This window comes from Devosia sp. 67-54, from assembly GCF_001899075.1.
In the GTDB taxonomy this organism is placed as follows: Bacteria; Pseudomonadota; Alphaproteobacteria; order Rhizobiales; family Devosiaceae; genus Devosia_A.
The window spans coordinates 294,420-309,527 of the sequence record NZ_MKVA01000008.1; the positions used below are offsets into that span (position 1 = coordinate 294,420).

The 15,108-nt window shown below is 67.1% G+C and carries 22 protein-coding genes; 13 read left to right on the plus strand and 9 right to left on the minus strand.

Annotated elements, in window-relative coordinates; all coding sequences use genetic code 11:
* The first annotated feature begins 50 nt into the window (after positions 1 to 50).
* Positions 51 to 677, plus strand: coding sequence for a TlpA disulfide reductase family protein (locus BGO82_RS14695; RefSeq protein ID WP_291306355.1), 627 nt, complete (start codon positions 51 to 53; stop codon positions 675 to 677).
* The gene (locus BGO82_RS14700) at positions 674 to 1,561 is read left to right on the plus strand and encodes a PfkB family carbohydrate kinase (protein ID WP_291306356.1); all 888 of its coding nucleotides are present in this window, start codon (positions 674 to 676) and stop codon (positions 1,559 to 1,561) included. The genes BGO82_RS14695 and BGO82_RS14700 overlap by 4 nt, the downstream gene beginning before the upstream one ends.
* A gap of 45 nt (positions 1,562 to 1,606) precedes the next feature.
* Here the strand turns inward: BGO82_RS14700 and BGO82_RS14705 are convergent, their stop codons facing one another.
* Positions 1,607 to 2,635, minus strand: coding sequence for a prephenate/arogenate dehydrogenase family protein (locus BGO82_RS14705; RefSeq protein WP_291306357.1), 1,029 nt, complete (start codon positions 2,633 to 2,635; stop codon positions 1,607 to 1,609).
* A gap of 4 nt (positions 2,636 to 2,639) precedes the next feature.
* Complete coding sequence (locus tag BGO82_RS14710) at positions 2,640 to 3,746, minus strand: histidinol-phosphate transaminase (protein ID WP_291306358.1); 1,107 nt, start codon at positions 3,744 to 3,746, stop codon at positions 2,640 to 2,642.
* 128 nt (positions 3,747 to 3,874) lie between these two features.
* Here BGO82_RS14710 and BGO82_RS14715 point away from each other — a divergent pair, with 128 nt between their 5' ends.
* A complete protein-coding gene (locus BGO82_RS14715) occupies positions 3,875 to 4,150 on the plus strand; it encodes a type II toxin-antitoxin system prevent-host-death family antitoxin (RefSeq protein WP_291306359.1) in 276 nt (91 codons plus the stop codon).
* The gene (locus BGO82_RS14720; RefSeq protein ID WP_291306360.1) at positions 4,147 to 4,572 is read left to right on the plus strand and encodes a hypothetical protein; all 426 of its coding nucleotides are present in this window, start codon (positions 4,147 to 4,149) and stop codon (positions 4,570 to 4,572) included. The genes BGO82_RS14715 and BGO82_RS14720 overlap by 4 nt, the downstream gene beginning before the upstream one ends.
* Positions 4,573 to 4,576: 4 nt before the next feature.
* On the opposite strand, the gene BGO82_RS14725 is transcribed toward BGO82_RS14720, so the two are convergent.
* Positions 4,577 to 5,320, minus strand: a complete 744-nt coding sequence (locus tag BGO82_RS14725) for a methyltransferase domain-containing protein (protein WP_291306361.1) — start codon at positions 5,318 to 5,320, stop codon at positions 4,577 to 4,579.
* Between the two features lie 62 nt (positions 5,321 to 5,382).
* Between BGO82_RS14725 and gloB the strand changes: the two genes are divergently transcribed.
* Complete coding sequence (gloB, locus tag BGO82_RS14730; protein WP_291306362.1) at positions 5,383 to 6,156, plus strand: hydroxyacylglutathione hydrolase; 774 nt, start codon at positions 5,383 to 5,385, stop codon at positions 6,154 to 6,156.
* A 187-nt stretch (positions 6,157 to 6,343) separates the two neighbouring features.
* A complete protein-coding gene (locus BGO82_RS14735) occupies positions 6,344 to 6,589 on the plus strand; it encodes a hypothetical protein (RefSeq protein WP_291306363.1) in 246 nt (81 codons plus the stop codon).
* A gap of 112 nt (positions 6,590 to 6,701) precedes the next feature.
* Here BGO82_RS14735 and BGO82_RS14740 read toward each other — a convergent pair whose 3' ends face one another.
* The gene (locus tag BGO82_RS14740; RefSeq protein ID WP_291306364.1) at positions 6,702 to 7,154 is read right to left on the minus strand and encodes a hypothetical protein; all 453 of its coding nucleotides are present in this window, start codon (positions 7,152 to 7,154) and stop codon (positions 6,702 to 6,704) included.
* Positions 7,155 to 7,273: 119 nt separating this feature from the next.
* Here BGO82_RS14740 and BGO82_RS14745 point away from each other — a divergent pair, with 119 nt between their 5' ends.
* Positions 7,274 to 7,735: a hypothetical protein gene (locus tag BGO82_RS14745; RefSeq protein ID WP_291306365.1), complete on the plus strand. Its 462-nt coding sequence runs from the start codon at positions 7,274 to 7,276 to the stop codon at positions 7,733 to 7,735.
* A 100-nt stretch (positions 7,736 to 7,835) separates the two neighbouring features.
* Here BGO82_RS14745 and fumC read toward each other — a convergent pair whose 3' ends face one another.
* Entirely contained in the window at positions 7,836 to 9,284 is a 1,449-nt protein-coding gene (fumC, locus tag BGO82_RS14750) for a class II fumarate hydratase (protein WP_366246961.1), read from the minus strand.
* Between the two features lie 25 nt (positions 9,285 to 9,309).
* Complete coding sequence (gene rpmF / locus BGO82_RS14755) at positions 9,310 to 9,492, minus strand: 50S ribosomal protein L32 (RefSeq protein WP_291306367.1); 183 nt, start codon at positions 9,490 to 9,492, stop codon at positions 9,310 to 9,312.
* 273 nt (positions 9,493 to 9,765) lie between these two features.
* Here rpmF and BGO82_RS14760 point away from each other — a divergent pair, with 273 nt between their 5' ends.
* From BGO82_RS14760 to BGO82_RS14775, 4 genes are read left to right on the plus strand one after another with little or no spacing between them, the layout of a single operon-like run.
* A complete protein-coding gene (locus BGO82_RS14760) occupies positions 9,766 to 10,665 on the plus strand; it encodes a polyprenyl synthetase family protein (RefSeq protein ID WP_291306368.1) in 900 nt (299 codons plus the stop codon).
* On the plus strand, positions 10,665 to 11,099 hold the full coding sequence (locus BGO82_RS14765; protein ID WP_291306369.1) for a hypothetical protein: 435 nt from the start codon (positions 10,665 to 10,667) through the stop codon (positions 11,097 to 11,099). The genes BGO82_RS14760 and BGO82_RS14765 overlap by 1 nt, the downstream gene beginning before the upstream one ends.
* Positions 11,089 to 11,559: a YbaK/EbsC family protein gene (locus BGO82_RS14770; protein ID WP_291306370.1), complete on the plus strand. Its 471-nt coding sequence runs from the start codon at positions 11,089 to 11,091 to the stop codon at positions 11,557 to 11,559. The genes BGO82_RS14765 and BGO82_RS14770 overlap by 11 nt, the downstream gene beginning before the upstream one ends.
* Positions 11,556 to 12,200 carry an MOSC domain-containing protein gene (locus BGO82_RS14775; protein ID WP_366246960.1) on the plus strand — a complete coding sequence of 215 codons (645 nt, stop codon included), beginning with the start codon at positions 11,556 to 11,558 and terminating at the stop codon, positions 12,198 to 12,200. Before BGO82_RS14770 ends, BGO82_RS14775 begins: the two co-directional genes overlap by 4 nt.
* Positions 12,201 to 12,209: 9 nt before the next feature.
* Here the strand turns inward: BGO82_RS14775 and ispG are convergent, their stop codons facing one another.
* Entirely contained in the window at positions 12,210 to 13,460 is a 1,251-nt protein-coding gene (gene ispG / locus BGO82_RS14780; RefSeq protein WP_291306371.1) for a flavodoxin-dependent (E)-4-hydroxy-3-methylbut-2-enyl-diphosphate synthase, read from the minus strand.
* 104 nt (positions 13,461 to 13,564) lie between these two features.
* Here ispG and BGO82_RS14785 point away from each other — a divergent pair, with 104 nt between their 5' ends.
* Entirely contained in the window at positions 13,565 to 13,858 is a 294-nt protein-coding gene (locus BGO82_RS14785) for a YkvA family protein (RefSeq protein ID WP_291306372.1), read from the plus strand.
* Positions 13,859 to 13,932: 74 nt separating this feature from the next.
* A complete protein-coding gene (locus BGO82_RS14790) occupies positions 13,933 to 14,397 on the plus strand; it encodes a DUF6790 family protein (RefSeq protein ID WP_291306373.1) in 465 nt (154 codons plus the stop codon).
* Here the strand turns inward: BGO82_RS14790 and BGO82_RS14795 are convergent.
* Both BGO82_RS14795 and BGO82_RS14800 read right to left on the minus strand, forming a co-directional pair.
* Entirely contained in the window at positions 14,394 to 14,774 is a 381-nt protein-coding gene (locus BGO82_RS14795; protein ID WP_291306374.1) for a transcriptional regulator, read from the minus strand. The two genes, BGO82_RS14790 and BGO82_RS14795, sit on opposite strands and share 4 nt — an antisense overlap.
* Positions 14,775 to 14,785: 11 nt before the next feature.
* The gene (locus BGO82_RS14800) at positions 14,786 to 15,088 is read right to left on the minus strand and encodes a type II toxin-antitoxin system HigB family toxin (RefSeq protein ID WP_291306375.1); all 303 of its coding nucleotides are present in this window, start codon (positions 15,086 to 15,088) and stop codon (positions 14,786 to 14,788) included.
* Positions 15,089 to 15,108: the final 20 nt, after the last annotated feature.

The window sequence follows — 15,108 nt, forward strand, 5'->3', positions numbered from 1 at the left end:
GAAATCCTTTGGAGTTCCGAGTGTCCGAACCCGCAGCAGCCCGCCCGAGAATGACACCCCGCCGCCTGCTGGTGGCAGCCCTCGTGATTGCGGCGGTAGCTATAGCGATAACGTTTTGGGTGGGCAATGCCGGCTCGCCCAAGGCATCCGACTGCGTGCCGCAGCCGGCGGCGGCCAAGAAAGTCGATGCCGCGGCGACCGGCCAGCTCGCCGCCCTCAACGGCACCGGTACCGGCCGCGGCTATGCCGACATGGCCTTCACCGACAAGGACGGCAAGCCGGTGAAACTCGCCGATTTCGCCGGCAAGTTCCTGCTGGTCAATTTCTGGGCGAGCTGGTGCATTCCCTGCCGCGCCGAGATGCCGGCGCTCGACAAGCTCGCCGCCGCCGAGAACGGCCCCGACTTCATGGTGCTGCCGATCAATCTCGACGTCGGCTCCGGCGGCCTCGACAAGGCCAGGAAATTTCTCGCCGACGGCGGCTGGAAGAACCTGCCGCTCTATGCCGATTCCACCTTCGACGCCTTCAAGCGGCTGCAGACCGAAGCCGTTGCCGCCGGCCTGCCCTCCTCGCTGTTGCTCGACAAGAAGGGCTGCGAGATCGGCGTGCTGCAAGGCCCCGCCGAATGGGATTCGCCGGACGGCAAGACTGTCATCGACGCGCTGAAATCGATATGAGCGGCGGGGTGCTCTGCGTCGGTGCGCTGAGCCTCGATACGATCTTCCGCTTCGACACGCTGCCCACCGGCCCCGGCAAATATCTGCCGGGCGAGGCGCTGGACGTCGCCCAGGGCATGGCGACGGCACAGGCCGCCAGCATCGTCCGGCTTGGCGGCAAGGCGCGCCTCTGGGCCTCCTGCGGCGATGACGCCAATGGCGACCGCATCGTGGCGCAACTCCATGACGCCGGCATCGATCTGTCGGCGCTGCGCCGCGTGTCCGGCGCCCGCTCCGGCTTCTCGTCGATCATCATGGATGCCGCCGGCGAACGCATCGTCGTGCCGTTCTACGATCCGGCGATCCGCACGCCGCCCACGGCGCTGCCGCCGATGGACGACATCGCCGTGGCGAGCGTCGACGCCCGCTGGCCCGAGGCGGCCGCCATGGCGCTGCGCGCCGCACGTGACCGCGGCATTCCCGGCGTGCTCGACGCCGACGTGGCGCCGGCCGAAACGCTGACGCGCCTCGCGGCGCTGGCCAGCCACATCATCGCCTCCGAGGCGGTCTGCGGGGCCCTGTTCGGCGCTGACGATCCGGTCCGGGCGCTGGCCGGCGCGGGCGACCGCTTCACCGCCATCACCTGCGGCGAGCGCGGCTGCTACTGGTCCGACGGCGACGGCGTCCGGCATCTGCCGGCCTTCACCGTCGATGCCGTCGACACCCTCGCGGCCGGCGACGTGTTCCACGGCGCCTTCGCCTTCGGCCTGGCCGAGGGCTGGGACATCGAGCGCAATCTGCGCTTTGCCTCCGCCGCCGCGGCGATCAAATGCACCCGCTTCGGCGGCCGGCTTGGCGCCCCGACGCGCGCCGAGGTCGAGGCGATGCTCCAGGCGGTTGGCTGAGCGGACGCTCTCGCGGCCGATCGGCCAGAGCGCAGACAAAGCCGCTCAGGCGTCGTCGCCGCCACCATGTTCACGCACCGGGCTCGCCACCTCTATGTTGGTGTCGACCAGCGGCGCGGGGGTGCCCTCGGCGAGCGCCGTGCCCGACGGCCCGCTGATGGTCTTCGCCTCGCCATGCGGGCGGCCGAAATCCGGCGCCGCCGTCTCCTGCCCGGCGGTGATGATCGAGCGCCGGATCTTGCGGGTGCGGGTGAACAGCGCCTCCATGCCGGGCCCGTCGCCGACACGCACCATGCGCTGCAGCTTGCTCAGATCCTCGAGGAACCGGCCCAGCATCTCCAGCACCGCATCGCGATTGGTGAGGAACACGTCGCGCCACATCACGGGGTCGCTGGCGGCAATGCGGGTGAAATCGCGGAAGCCCGAGGCCGAGAACTTGATGACTTCCGACTGCGTGTCCTGCTCGAGATCCGACACCGTGCCCACGATGTTGTAGGCGACCAGATGCGGGATATGGCTGGTGATCGCCAGCACCATGTCGTGATGTTCCGGCTCCATCAGCTCGACATTGGAGCCAAGCGCCGTCCAGAAGGCGCTGAGCTTGCTGACCGCGCCCGGGTCGGCCGACCTGCCCGGCGTCAGCACGCACCAGCGGTTGATGAACAGCTCAGCAAAGCCCGCCGCGGGGCCGGAATGTTCGGTGCCCGCGATCGGATGGCCGGGGATCAGGTGCACGCCCTGGGGGATATGCGGCTGCATCTGCTTGACCACGTAGGCCTTGACCGAGCCGACGTCGGAGACGATCGCCCCGGGCTCGAGATGCGGCCCGATCTGCGCCATCACCGGCCCGTACGATTGCACCGGAATGCACAGGATCACCAGATCGGCGCCGCGCACCGCCTCGACCGGATCGAGCGTATAGACGTCGCCCAGTCCCAGCGCTTGCGCCTCGTCCAGCGTCTCCTGCCGCCGCGTCGAGATGGCAATGGTCCGGACCAGCCCGTGGCGCCGGCTCGCCCGTGCGATCGACGATCCGATGAGGCCGATGCCGATCAGCGCCAGTTTCTCGAACATGCTTCTAGTCCTTTGCCCCCGGCGCGCCGAACGCCTTCAACACCTCGACCAGCCGTCGCATTGCCGGCTCCGGTCCAATCGAAATCCTCAGCCCGTTGTCGATGCCGTAGACCCCGATCTCGCGCACGATCAGCCCCTCGTCGAACAGCGCCTGGAACGCCGCCTTGCTGGTCTCGGGACTGTCGAACAGCGCCAGCACGAAATTCGCCTCGCTCGGCACCACGCGGATGGCGTTGCCGTTGAGCGCGCGAGTGAGCCAGGCCCGCCAATGCGCATTGTACTGCTTGAGCCGAACGGTGAAATCGATGTCCCGCGCCGCCGCCGCCCCGGCGAACTGCGCCGGCCGGTTGACGTTGAACGGCCCGCGGATGCGGTTGACGATATCGACCACATGCGCCGGCGCGTACATCCAGCCGATGCGCGAGGCGGCAAGGCCCATCTTCGAGAAGGTACGCACCATCACCACGTTCTCGCTGCCGCTGACCAGCGAGATGCCGACGTCGTAGTCCTCGGCCGCCACGTACTCGGCATAGGCGCTGTCGAGCACGAACAGAATGTCGGGCCGGAGCCCCGCATGCAGCCGCTCGAGCTCGGCTCCGCCCAGATACGTCCCCGTGGGGTTGTTCGGATTGGCGAGGAACAGCATCTTGGTCGCCGGCGTCACCGCCTTGAGCAGCGCGTCGACGTCGGCGCGATAGTCCTTCTCGGGCGCCATGATGATCTCGGCCGACGCCCCCATGGTGACGATCGGATAGACGTTGAAGCCATGCCGGCTCATCACCGCATTGTCGCGCTCGCCGAGATAGCATTGCGCGAGCAGGTGCAGGAGATCGTCGGAGCCGTTGCCGCACACGATCCGCTCCGGATCGAGCCCGTGCACCTCGCCCAGCGCCTGTCGCAGGATGCGCGAGGTGCCCTCGGGGTAAACCTCCGGCGACCGGTCGGCCTCGGCCAGCGCCGCCAGCGCCGCCGGCGAGGCGCCCAGCGGCGACTCGTTGGCGCTGAGCTTGATCGGCGTCACCCCCGGCGCCGCCTGCGACTTGCCCGGCACGTACGGCGCAATGTTCAGGAGGCCGGGCTGCGGCTGCGGTCGGTCGGGCGTATCGGTCATCTGCGGTCGGGGTCGGAAAATCGCCGGGACCATAGAGACGCGGGGGCCGGAAAGCCACAATTCTGCTTGAGAAATGTACGCGCCACGCGTAGATAATATCCGCATTATACGGAATATGGAGAAAATCCGTGGTTCGCGCCAGCGCCGCACAAGTTGCCAAGCAATTCGGAGTGTACGCCGAAAAAGCCCAGCGCGAGCCGGTCACGATCACCCGCCACGGCCGCGACAGCGTTGTCTTGATGTCGGTCGCGGACTATGAGCGGCTAAGATCCTACGACACTCGTGAGGCCTATTCGGTCTACGACCTACCCGACGACATTGCGGAGGCGATCCTCGGCATTGAACTTCCCGAAGACGATGACACGGCGGAGGCAGCAACGGGCAAGCCCCAGGCCGCCGAGTGAACATCGACAAGCCGACGCAACGGCAGGTCATTCGCTACAGCTATTTATGGCTCAGGGAAGCCAAGGGTGGTCACGAACAGGGACGAAAGGACCGTCCTTGCGCCATCGTGCTCGTCGCGCCGGATGAACAAAATCGAGACCAGGTCCTGGTCGCGCCGATCACGCACAGCCCGCCGGCCGGAGTTGGAAACGCGATAGAACTTCCCGCAGCGGTGAAGGCACAGCTCGGCCTGGACAGCCGGAGAAGCTGGATCGTGACCACGGAACTGAATCGCTTCAGATGGCCCGGACCTGATCTTCAACGTCTTGACGACGACGCCGTCTACGGCGAGTTGCCGATGCCGCTGTTCCGCCAATTGGTGCAATCTATGAAGGTCAATATCAGGGCCGGCCGTCTGCGCACCGTCACCCGCACCGAATAACATTCTACCGCTCCGGCAGGCCCTGCATCGCCGTCTGCGGCGCCAGGCCCGGCACGCGCACGTAGCGCTCGAGCTTCTTGCGACGCGGCACTGCGGGGAACAGCTCCTTGCGCGCCGACACCACTATGACCCCGGCGAAGGCCGGGCCGAACAGCCTGAGGAAACGCTCGAAGAAGCGCGCCAGCTTCAGCGCCAGCCGATGGCCCGATGGCGGCAGGTACAGCGCCTCGCGCCAGGCTTCGGGCACGAAGCTGTGGTCACGCAGCAGCCGCTCGACCTGGCCGCGGCTGAACGGATTGCCGTCGCCGAACGGCGTGTTGTCGAGCGCCGCCCAGACGCCGCGGCGGCGCGGCACCACCACGATCAGCCGGGCGTTCGGCGCCGCCACCCGCCACAGCTCGCGCATCAGTTCCTCGGCATCGCCGATATGCTCGAACGCGTGCACCGCGATGATCAGGTCGACCGCGGCATCGGTCAGCGGCATTTCGAGCGGATCGCACAGCACGGTGTGCGACGGCCCCTCGCGCGGCCATGACGAGGCCCCCTGCCGCGCCGGCATGAAGGCCAGCACCCGCTCGGCCGGCTCGAGGGCGAAGCGCAGATAGGGCGAGGCAAAGCCCAGCCCCAACACCCGCCGCTGCGTGACCGGCCCCGCCAGCCGGATGATTTCTTCGCGCAGCAGCGCGCGCGACACCTTCCCCAGCGGAGATTTGTAGAACCCGATCAGGCGTTTGACGTCTGGAGTCATGGCTTTGGCATCACGGAGCGGCTATGAGTCTGCACTGCCGGAGTGCGTCGGAGCAAGGGAACGTGGCCGTCCTCGTCGAAGTGTTCATGTGTCGAACCGACAATTACGGTTATCTCGTGCACGACGTCGAGACGCGCAAGACCGCGGCCATCGACGCCCCCGACGCGGGCGCCATCAAATCGGCGCTGCACAACCGCGGCTGGACCCTCACCGACATCCTGATCACCCATCACCACCGCGACCACGTCGAGGGCCTGCCGGTGCTGAAATCGGATTTCGACGTGACCGTCACCGGCCCTCGCGGCGAGGCCGAAAAGATCCTCGGCCTCGATTCCATGGTCGCTCCCGGCGAGATCGTGCTCATCGGCGCGACCGCCTTCGAGGTGCTGGCGACGCCCGGCCACACCAACGGCCATATCAGCTACCACAACGCCGTCGACCGCCACGTCTTCACCGGCGACGCGCTGTTCTCGCTGGGCTGCGGCCGCATGTTCGAGGGCAAGCCCGGCCCGATGTGGGAGGGCCTGAAGCTGCTGCGTGCCCTGCCCGACGACACGCTGATGTTCTGCGGCCACGAATATTCGGCCGACAACGCCCGCTTCGCCCTCAGCGTCGATCCGCGCAACGCCGCCCTCAACATCCGGGCCGCCGAGGTCAAGCGCATGCGCGAGGCCGGCCGCTTCACCATTCCGGTGAGCCTGGGGATGGAAAAGGCCACCAACCCCTTCCTGCGCGCCGACCAGCCGGCGCTGGCCAGGGCCGTGGGGCTCGACCCCGGCACCGAACCTTCGGCGGTGTTCGCCGCCCTGCGCGCCCGCAAGGACAGCTTCGCCTGAACCGGACGGCCCCTGGCACGTTGAAGCGCAACGGCCCGCGCCGCTAACCATGCGCCGCGAATCCGCCGCAAAACGTTAACAAATCGTTGCGAACCGGCATGCCCGTTGCGACGTTGCCGTCAGAACAAGAGCGCAACTGTTTCGTTTTGAGACGAATGCGCCGTTCCGAAACAGGGAAGGCACGGCTATGCGTCCTTTTGAGACGATCGGCACGGTACCAGCGACCACCGGCAGCGGCTCGCCATTCTCGAGCTATCGCGGCGCCCCCAAGGCGGACTTCCTGAGCCAGCTCATCGCCGAGCGCCATCACCTCGCCACGCAGCGCGCCCGCCGCCGCGCGCCCCTCGCCGAAGTGCTGCGCACCTACGACGCCGGCGGCAGGATCGCCATCCGCCGCCTGCCGCCCGGCTACCGCATCTCGGTGGACGCCTAGCCTCCGGCCATCAGTCTATCAGCGGCGTCCCCAGCGGTTGGCCGAACGAGCCCTCTAGGGAACGTTCGGACAGAGCACGGAGACGCTCGATGGAGGAGGAGCCCGACGGCTCCTACTCCATCGTCACGTCGCGGCCGGCGCCGGTGATCGAGATCGAAAAGCCCGCCACCACGTCGACGAAGCTCATCGCCATCAGCAGGAAGAAGGTCGAGCTGGCTGCCGCGCCGACCAGGATGAACTCGACCAGGAACACGATGAACAGCACCGTCGACAGCATGTGCTCGATCAGCGACGAGCGGCCGGTGTTGGTGGATTTCAGCACCTCGAAGAACAGGCAGATGATGCCGATCAGCAGCATCAGATCACCCCAGGTCAGAGACCAGTCGGTGCCCGACACCATGTGGATGCTGAAAAGCTGGCTCGACCATCCGCCCGGCAGGCCTCCGAACATGGCGAAGGCGAGCAAATTGTAGAGCACGAACGGTATCACCAGCAGTGGTGGAATGAACGGTCCGCGGCGGCGGACGGTGCTGCGGCCGCCGGGGAGGATCACGGTCTCTGACATCTCGAGGGGCTCTTTCTGGTTGTCGGCGAACAATGGCAAAGTGCATGCTGCGCCGCCAGCCCTCACTTGCAGCGGCGCTCCGGGGTCACAATATGCAGCCCGAACGGCAGGAGAAATCGATGTCCGACCCCAACACCACCGGCCCCGCCAACGATCCGCCGGGCGCCGCGCCCGGCTCCGGCGCCAACTGGCGCGACATGCGCCGTGCCGAACGCCAGGCCCGCCGCGAGGCGCGCTGGGGCATGTCCGACGATCGCGGCATGCCCGTGGGGGCGCTCATCCTGATCGCCGTCGGCGTGATCGTCCTGCTCGGCAATTTCGGGCTGCAGATTCCGGGCCATTGGTGGTCGGTGCTGCTGCTGGTTCCGGCCGTCGGCCTGCTGGTCACCGCCATCCGCTTCTACCGCGTCGACAACACCTTCGCCGGCCGCGCCATGGGGCCGCTGATCGGCGGGCTGGTGCTGCTCGCCATGGCGCTCGCCATCTTCTTCGGGCTCGACTGGGGCGTGTTCTGGCCGATCGTGCTGATCGCCATCGGCGCCGGTATCATCGTCCGGCGCGGCCAGCCGCCCCGGCCGTAACGGCCCTTCAGCCTGCCGATCGACAACCGCTGGTGGATACTGGTGGCCGTCCTCGCCGTGCTCGCGACCATCTCGGTCCTGCGGCAATGGCGGCGGTGAGCTAGATCTTGAGCGGGCCGACCATCTCGGCGGGCCGCACTTCCTTGTCGAATTCCTCGCCGCTTAAGAGGCCGAGCTCGATGGCGCTTTCGCGCAGCGTCGTGCCCTTCTTGTGCGCGTTCTTGGCGATCTTGGCGGCGTTGTCGTAGCCGATCCTGCGGTTGAGCGCCGTCACCAGCATCAGTGACTGGTCGACCAATTGCTGGATGCGCGCGCGGTTGGGCTCGATGCCGATGGCGCAATGGTCGTTGAAGCTCTTGGCCGCATCGGCGAGCAGCCGCACCGCCTGCAGGAAATTGTAGGCGATCACCGGCTTGAACACGTTGAGCTCGAAATTGCCCTGGCTGGCGGCAAAGCCGATGGCGGCGTCGTTGCCCATCACCTGCGCCACCACCATGGTCATGGCTTCCGACTGCGTCGGGTTGACCTTGCCCGGCATGATCGAGCTGCCGGGCTCGTTCTCGGGAATGGAGATTTCGCCCAGGCCCGAGCGCGGGCCCGAAGCCATCCAGCGCACGTCGTTGGCGATCTTCATCAGCGCCACGGCCAGTTGCTTCAGCGCCCCCGAGGTGCCAACGAAGGCATCGTGCCCCGCCATCACCGCGTATTTGTTCGGGGCCGTCACGAACGGCCGACCGGTAACCCGCGCGATCTCGGCGGCGACCGTCTCGCCATATTGCGGGTGCGCGTTGAGGCCGGTGCCGACCGCCGTGCCGCCCAGCGCCAGCTCGTAGAGCTGCGGCAGCGTGGCGCGCACCGCCTTGAGCGCCAGATCGATCTGCGCCACCCATCCGCTCATCTCCTGGCCCAGCGTCAGCGGCGTTGCGTCCATCAGATGCGTGCGGCCGATCTTGACCACGTCCATGAACTGCCTGGACTTGTCGGCCAGCGTGTCGCGCAGCAGCTCGACGCGGTGGAAGAAATAGCCCTCGAGCGCCTCGACCGCGGCAATGTGCATGGCGGTGGGGAAGGTGTCGTTCGACGACTGGCTCATGTTGACGTGGTCGTTGGGATGGATCGGCTTTTTTGACCCCATCACCCCGCCCGCCAGCTCGATGGCGCGGTTGGAGATGACCTCGTTGACGTTCATGTTGGACTGCGTGCCCGAGCCGGTCTGCCACACCACCAGCGGGAAATGTTCCTTGAGCTTGCCCGAGATCACCTCGTCGGCCGCCTTGACGATCAGATCGTGCGTCGCCTGGTCCATCAGGCCGAGCTTGAGATTGGCCCCGGCGGCCGCTTTCTTGAGGATGCCGAAGGCGCGGATGATCTCTTCGGGCATCTTCTGCCCGCCGATGTCGAAATTGGCCAGCGAGCGTGCCGTCTGCGCCCCGTAATACTTGTCAGCCGGCACGTTGATGGTGCCCATCGAGTCCGATTCAACGCGGATGCTGCTCACCGAAAACCCCCTAAACGAAACGGCCAGCCCTTTTGGGACTGGCCGGAAAATTGTGCAAGTCGACGAAAGCCCGAACTTAGGCCTTCTTGGGCTCGATGATCTGGCGGCCGCGATACATGCCGGTCTTGAGGTCGACATGGTGCGGACGGCGCAGCTCGCCCGAATCCTTGTCCTCGACGTAAGCCGGGGCGGCAAGGGCATCGGCGGAGCGGCGGAACCCGCGCTTCATCGGCGAGGTCTTGCGCTTTGGAACGGCCATTTCGGTCTCCGTAAAATTGGGCTGGCGCCAGGCGTGCCGGCGTCGACAGATCGGGGTCTGCCGGAAAGTTGGCGGCTCTATAGAGAAGAAAACCGGCTTTGGCTAGGGGAAGGGCCAAGATTCTGAGCCACGGACGCGGCCCTTGCCCAGAGGCACCTTTGTACCACATCGTCATTCCCGCGCAGGCAGGAATCCAGTACCAAGCTGGCCGCAACCGCGCCTGCGGAGAGTCCTGCCTGGATTCCCGCCTGCGCGGGAACGACGATGGGGATGATGGCGGCTTTCGACGAAAAACTGGGGCACAACGCCGCCGACATCGAGCGCGCGCTGGACGTGCTGCTGGCGGCCGGGCCGCTCAGCGGCCCCGACGCGCCGCCCGACAGGCTGGTCGACGCCATGCGCCACGGCACGCTCAATGGCGGTAAACGCCTCCGGCCGTTCCTGCTGCGCCAGACCGCACAGATGCTCGGGGTTGCACCCGAGCTGAGCCTTGCCGCCGCCGTCTCGGTCGAGCTGGTCCATTGCTACTCGCTGATCCACGACGATCTGCCGGCAATGGACGACGACGACCTCCGCCGCGGCCGCCCCACCGTGCACAAGGCCTATGACGACGCCACCGCCATCCTCGCCGGCGACGCGCTGCTCACGCTGAGCTTTGCGCATCTGGCCGAGCACGGCAGCACCGCCCCTGCCATCCGCGCCCGCCTCGTGGTCGAGCTCGCGACCGGCGCCGGCGTCGGCGGCATGGTCGGCGGGCAGATGCGCGACATCGAGGGCGAAACCACGCCGCTCGACCGCCTCGGCATCGCCCGCATGCAGGCGATGAAAACCGGCGCCCTGATCCGCGCCGCCATCCGCATGGGCGCCGTGCTCGCCGGCGCCGACAACGACGCGCTCGGCCATCTCACCCGCTACGCCGAAGCCGCCGGCCGCGCCTTCCAGCTCGCCGACGATCTGCTCGACGTCACCGCCTCGCCCGAGGCGCTGGGCAAGGCCACCGGCAAGGATGCCGGCCGCAACAAGCAGACGCTGGTGTCGATGCTGGGCCTCGACGCCGCGCGCCGCCACCTCGGCGACATCGTGCACGACGCCATCACCGCCCTCACCCCGTTCGGTCCGGAGGCCACCACGCTGCGCGAGACCGTGCGCTACTTCGCCACCCGGGAAAACTGATGCCGCCGATGCTCCTCAGCGACATTCCTGATCGCTTCTGGCACGTCCCTTATGACGCGACGCGCTATCCCGGCGCACCGGGTGTCGACAGCATCGCCGCCGGCGCGAATTGCCAATTGTTTGCATATGAATTGTTGCGGGCCTTCGGCCGCGAGCTGCCGCCGCTGCGCTCCAGCGACCTTTGGGCCGATACGCAACACACCGAGCGCGTCAGCGACGATTTCGAGCCGCTCGACCTTCTCTTGTTTGGCCCGACCGCAGATCCCTTTGGGGCGCACATTGCCGTGTCTCTCGGCGACGAGCGGGCGATCCACCTGAGCCAGCGCATCGGCACCCCAGCCGTATGGTCCATCGCGCGCTTCCGCGACGAGGCAGACTATGCCGTGCTGATTGGGGCTAAGCGCGTCATTCGGACAGCACACAATGAGTCTTGAAACCGTCAAGGCGGACCTCGCCGTCCGCGCGCCCGATCTATCCGTGATGGTGACCGACGCCTCGACCGCCACCGTGCAGCTTGCCGCCGAGGTGCACGGCGTCGCCCCCGGCCAGATCGCCAAGACCCTTGCCATCCGCGTCAACGATGCCGAGTTCCTGCTGGTGACCCGCGGCGATGCCCGCCTCGACAACAGGAAGGCCAAGGCCGCGTTCGGCGGCCGGCCGCGCATGCTCGGTCCCGATGACGTGCTACGCCTGACCAGCCACGCCGTCGGCGGCGTCTGTCCCTTCGGCCTGCCCGGCCCGCTGACCATCTATTGCGACGTGTCGCTCAAAATCTACGACGAGGTGATCCCCGCCGGCGGCTCCACCCACGCTTCGGTGCGCCTGCCGCTGGCGCGGCTGGTGGAGCTCTGCGGCGGCAAATGGGCCGACGCCTGCGAGGTCCCCGCCGCATGACCGGCATGCAGCTCATCGCCGTCAATATCGGACGCCCCGAACACGTTCCGGGCTACAAGCCGCTGACCGGCATCTGCAAGCATCCGGTGGCCGGCCCGGTGGCGATCGCTCCGCTCGGGGTCGCCGATGATGCCGTGATGGACACCAAGCACCATGGCGGGCTCGACCAGGCGGTTTATCTCTACGGCCGGCCCGACTACGAGTTCTTCGAGCGCGACCTCGGCCGCGCGCTGCCGCCGGGCCTGTTCGGCGAAAACCTCACCATCGCCGGCCTCGACAGCCGGACCATCAGGGTCGGCGATCGCTTCGAGATCGGCGAGGTGGTGCTCGAAGCCACCGCGCCGCGCATCCCCTGCGCCACCTTCGCCGCCCGCATGGGCGATCCGCACTGGGTCAAGCGCTTCTTCGCCGTCAACCGCCCCGGTGTCTATGCCCGCGTGCTGCAGCCCGGCACGGTTGAGGCCGGCATGCCTGTCACGCACACGCCCTACGCCGGCGAGCCGGTGCTGCTGACCGAGCTGATGGCCGACTACAAGGCCCCTGCGCCCGAGCGCATGCGCCGCCTGCTCAGGGCGCCCATCCACCGCAAGCTGGTCGAGCGCTACACGGCTCGGCTGGCCCAGGGCGACCTGTTCGGCTGAAAGGTCCGGTTACTCCGCCGGCTCGACGGCGCGTGCCTTGGCGCCCGTGCCGAAGCGCTGCTCGATGTAGTCGGCGACCATCACCTTGAACTGCTCGGCCACATCGGCGCCGCGCAGCGTCGCGACCTTCCTGCCCTCGATGAACACCGGCGCCGCCGGCGTCTCGCCGGTGCCCGGCAGCGAAATGCCGATATCGGCATGCTTGCTCTCGCCCGGGCCGTTGACGATGCAGCCCATCACCGCCACCGAAAGCTGCTCGACCCCCGGATAGCGCTCGCGCCACTCCGGCATCGAGACATTGAGGTGGTCCTGGATTTCCTTGGCCAGCACCTGGAAGGTCTGGCTGGTGGTGCGCCCGCAGCCGGGGCACGCGGCCACCACCGGCAGGAACTGGCGGAAGCCCATGGTCTGCAGCAGCTCCTGCGCCACCCGCACTTCCTGCGTGCGGTCGCCGCCCGGCTCGGGCGTCAGCGACACCCGGATGGTGTCGCCGATCCCCTGCTGCAGCAGGATGCCCATCGCCGCCGACGAGGCGACGATGCCCTTGCTGCCCATGCCGGCTTCGGTGAGTCCCAGATGCAGCGCATAGTCGCAGCGCGCGCTGAGCTCCTGGTACACCGCGATCAAATTCTGCACGTCCGAGACTTTGGTGGACAAGATGATCCGGTCGCGGGAAAGCCCGATCTCTTCGGCCCGCGCCGCGCTCAGCAGCGCCGACTGGATGATCGCCTCCCGCTGCACCGCCGCCGCCGACACCGGCTCGGGCGACGCCGAATTCTCGTCCATCAGCCGGGTCAGCAGCTCTTCGTCGAGCGAGCCCCAATTGACCCCGATGCGCACCGGCTTGCCGTAGCGCAGCGCCAGCTCGATCAGCGTCGCGAACTGCGTGTCGCGCTTGGCCTTGAAGCCGACATTGCCCGGATTGATCCGGTACTTCGCCAGCGCCTCGGCCGCCGCCGGATGATCGGTCAGCAGCTTGTGGCCGATGTAGTGGAAATCGCCGATCAGCGGCACCGTGATGCCCATGCGCGCCAGCCGGTCGCGGATATGCGGCACCGCCGCCGCGCTCTCGTCGCGATCGACGGTGATGCGCACCAGCTCCGAGCCGGCGCGCCAGAGCTGCGCCACCTGCCGCACGGTGGACTCGACGTCGGCGGTATCGGTGTTGGTCATCGACTGCACGACGATCGGCGCGCCGCCGCCGACGCGGACGCCGCCGACATCGACGCCAATTGTATGCTTGCGTTCGGAAATGCTCATGAGGCCTCGAAATAAGCCTTAGCGCCTAGGCGCGCAACGTTGCCGTAAGATGACGTCTTGAAACGCCCCACACAACGACCACATTTCGCTGCAAAGGAGGCCCCATGCACCGTTTGCTGCGTTTCAAGGATGAACTGGTCACGCTGTGGCGCGCCTTCCTCGCGCCCGAGACGCCGTTGTGGCTCAAGGCGCTGATGCTGCTGGTCCCCGCCTACCTGCTGAACCCGTTCGATTTCATCCCCGATTTCGTCCCGGTGCTCGGCTGGCTCGACGACGCCATCGTCATCCCCCTCCTGGTGAGCGTCCTCGTGCGCCTCGTGCCGCGCCCGGCCCCGTCGCGCTCGACCAGCCGCCCCGGCAACGGCCCGGTGATCGACGGCGACTACCGGCGGCTGTAGCGGCCGGTCCGGCACCATCTCTGGACCCTCGAACGGCGCGGCGATAGAAGCGGCCCCACACCGGAGGGGCCGCGATGTACTACCTCATGATCGTGCTGCTGATGGGCGTGCTGCCCATCGCCTCGGTGCTGATCGAGCAGGCAGCCGGCCATGGCGACTGGATCGCCTTGGTCGGACGCTGGTTCGTCTTCTGGGCCGGCGGCATCCGCCTGCTGCTGGCCGGCGTCCGCCAGATCGCCAATCCGGCCTTCACCGCCAGGACCATCTTCGAGATCGAAGACCTGGACGCCAGCAAGATCGTTGTCGAGCTCGGCTTCGCCAATTTGGCCATGGGCCTCGTCAGCGTCGCCTCGATCGTCCGGCCCGATTGGGTGCTGCCCGCCGCCATCGTGACCGGCCTCTATTACGGCCTCGCCGGCATCCGGCACATCGCCAACACCGGCCGCAACCGCATCGAGACCTGGGCCACGGTCTCGGACCTCTGGATCTTCGTGGTGCTCGCCGCCTACGCCGTCACCACCTTGGTTCGCGGGTATTAGGCGGCGTCGAGCTTGTACGGCCGTATCAGCAGCTCGGCCGGAATCTTCCACTGCTCGTGCAGCTTGTGGATCATGCCCAGCGTCAGCGACCGCTTGCGATTGAGAATCTCTGACGCCCGCGAGCGGGATCCGAGCAGCTTGGCGAGATCGTCCTGGGTGCGGCCGGTGACATCAATGTGTGCCAGGATGACCTCGACCGGGTCGCTGAGTGTTTCCGGTTCCGGTGGCCACCGCTTTTCTTCGTACGCGACCACCAACGCGATGAGTACATCCAACCGATCGCCTTCTGGCGTCCCCTCGGGCGACAGCCATAGTCGATCGATCTCCTTGAGGACTGTCCGATAGTCCTTGTCGGATTTGATTGGTTGGATGTCCATCCGCAGTCCTGTCAGAATTGAGCGATCGTAAGCGCGTCAATGCGGTCATACTCCGCATGCGTGCCGATGAACTTCATATAGAGCGTCTGTCGCGGAAAATCGAACGCAGCAACCATACGATATGCTCCGCCATGGATCGCGAACCTGACGCGCTCGGCGTTGAGCACCTTCGCACCGCCAAAATCTACCAGCACGTCGGCAGTGGTCCGCCAACGCGCCTTCCGCGAGATGTTGTACCAGCGACGCAACGATGCTGCCGCGTCTGGATGCGCATGTCCGTATGCCCGCAGGTGTCCATACGCCACGACACGCATGCGGCAAATCTAGCACGTTC

Bases quoted from the DNA above. Each gene is read 5' to 3' on its own strand.
- BGO82_RS14795 (WP_291306374.1), bottom strand. From the start codon at position 14,774: ATGGACATCCAACCAATCAAATCCGACAAGGACTATCGGACAGTCCTC.
- BGO82_RS14695 (WP_291306355.1), top strand. From the start codon at position 51: ATGACACCCCGCCGCCTGCTGGTGGCAGCCCTCGTGATTGCGGCGGTA.
- BGO82_RS14775 (WP_366246960.1), top strand. From the start codon at position 11,556: ATGACCGGCATGCAGCTCATCGCCGTCAATATCGGACGCCCCGAACAC.
- BGO82_RS14745 (WP_291306365.1), top strand. From the start codon at position 7,274: ATGTCCGACCCCAACACCACCGGCCCCGCCAACGATCCGCCGGGCGCC.
- ispG (WP_291306371.1), bottom strand. From the start codon at position 13,460: ATGAGCATTTCCGAACGCAAGCATACAATTGGCGTCGATGTCGGCGGC.
- BGO82_RS14760 (WP_291306368.1), top strand. From the start codon at position 9,766: ATGGCGGCTTTCGACGAAAAACTGGGGCACAACGCCGCCGACATCGAG.
- BGO82_RS14705 (WP_291306357.1), bottom strand. From the start codon at position 2,635: ATGTTCGAGAAACTGGCGCTGATCGGCATCGGCCTCATCGGATCGTCG.
- BGO82_RS14710 (WP_291306358.1), bottom strand. From the start codon at position 3,746: ATGACCGATACGCCCGACCGACCGCAGCCGCAGCCCGGCCTCCTGAAC.
- BGO82_RS14735 (WP_291306363.1), top strand. From the start codon at position 6,344: ATGCGTCCTTTTGAGACGATCGGCACGGTACCAGCGACCACCGGCAGC.
- BGO82_RS14765 (WP_291306369.1), top strand. From the start codon at position 10,665: ATGCCGCCGATGCTCCTCAGCGACATTCCTGATCGCTTCTGGCACGTC.
- BGO82_RS14800 (WP_291306375.1), bottom strand. From the start codon at position 15,088: ATGCGTGTCGTGGCGTATGGACACCTGCGGGCATACGGACATGCGCAT.
- BGO82_RS14785 (WP_291306372.1), top strand. From the start codon at position 13,565: ATGCACCGTTTGCTGCGTTTCAAGGATGAACTGGTCACGCTGTGGCGC.
- BGO82_RS14790 (WP_291306373.1), top strand. From the start codon at position 13,933: ATGTACTACCTCATGATCGTGCTGCTGATGGGCGTGCTGCCCATCGCC.
- BGO82_RS14700 (WP_291306356.1), top strand. From the start codon at position 674: ATGAGCGGCGGGGTGCTCTGCGTCGGTGCGCTGAGCCTCGATACGATC.
- BGO82_RS14740 (WP_291306364.1), bottom strand. From the start codon at position 7,154: ATGTCAGAGACCGTGATCCTCCCCGGCGGCCGCAGCACCGTCCGCCGC.
- rpmF (WP_291306367.1), bottom strand. From the start codon at position 9,492: ATGGCCGTTCCAAAGCGCAAGACCTCGCCGATGAAGCGCGGGTTCCGC.
- BGO82_RS14725 (WP_291306361.1), bottom strand. From the start codon at position 5,320: ATGACTCCAGACGTCAAACGCCTGATCGGGTTCTACAAATCTCCGCTG.
- BGO82_RS14770 (WP_291306370.1), top strand. From the start codon at position 11,089: ATGAGTCTTGAAACCGTCAAGGCGGACCTCGCCGTCCGCGCGCCCGAT.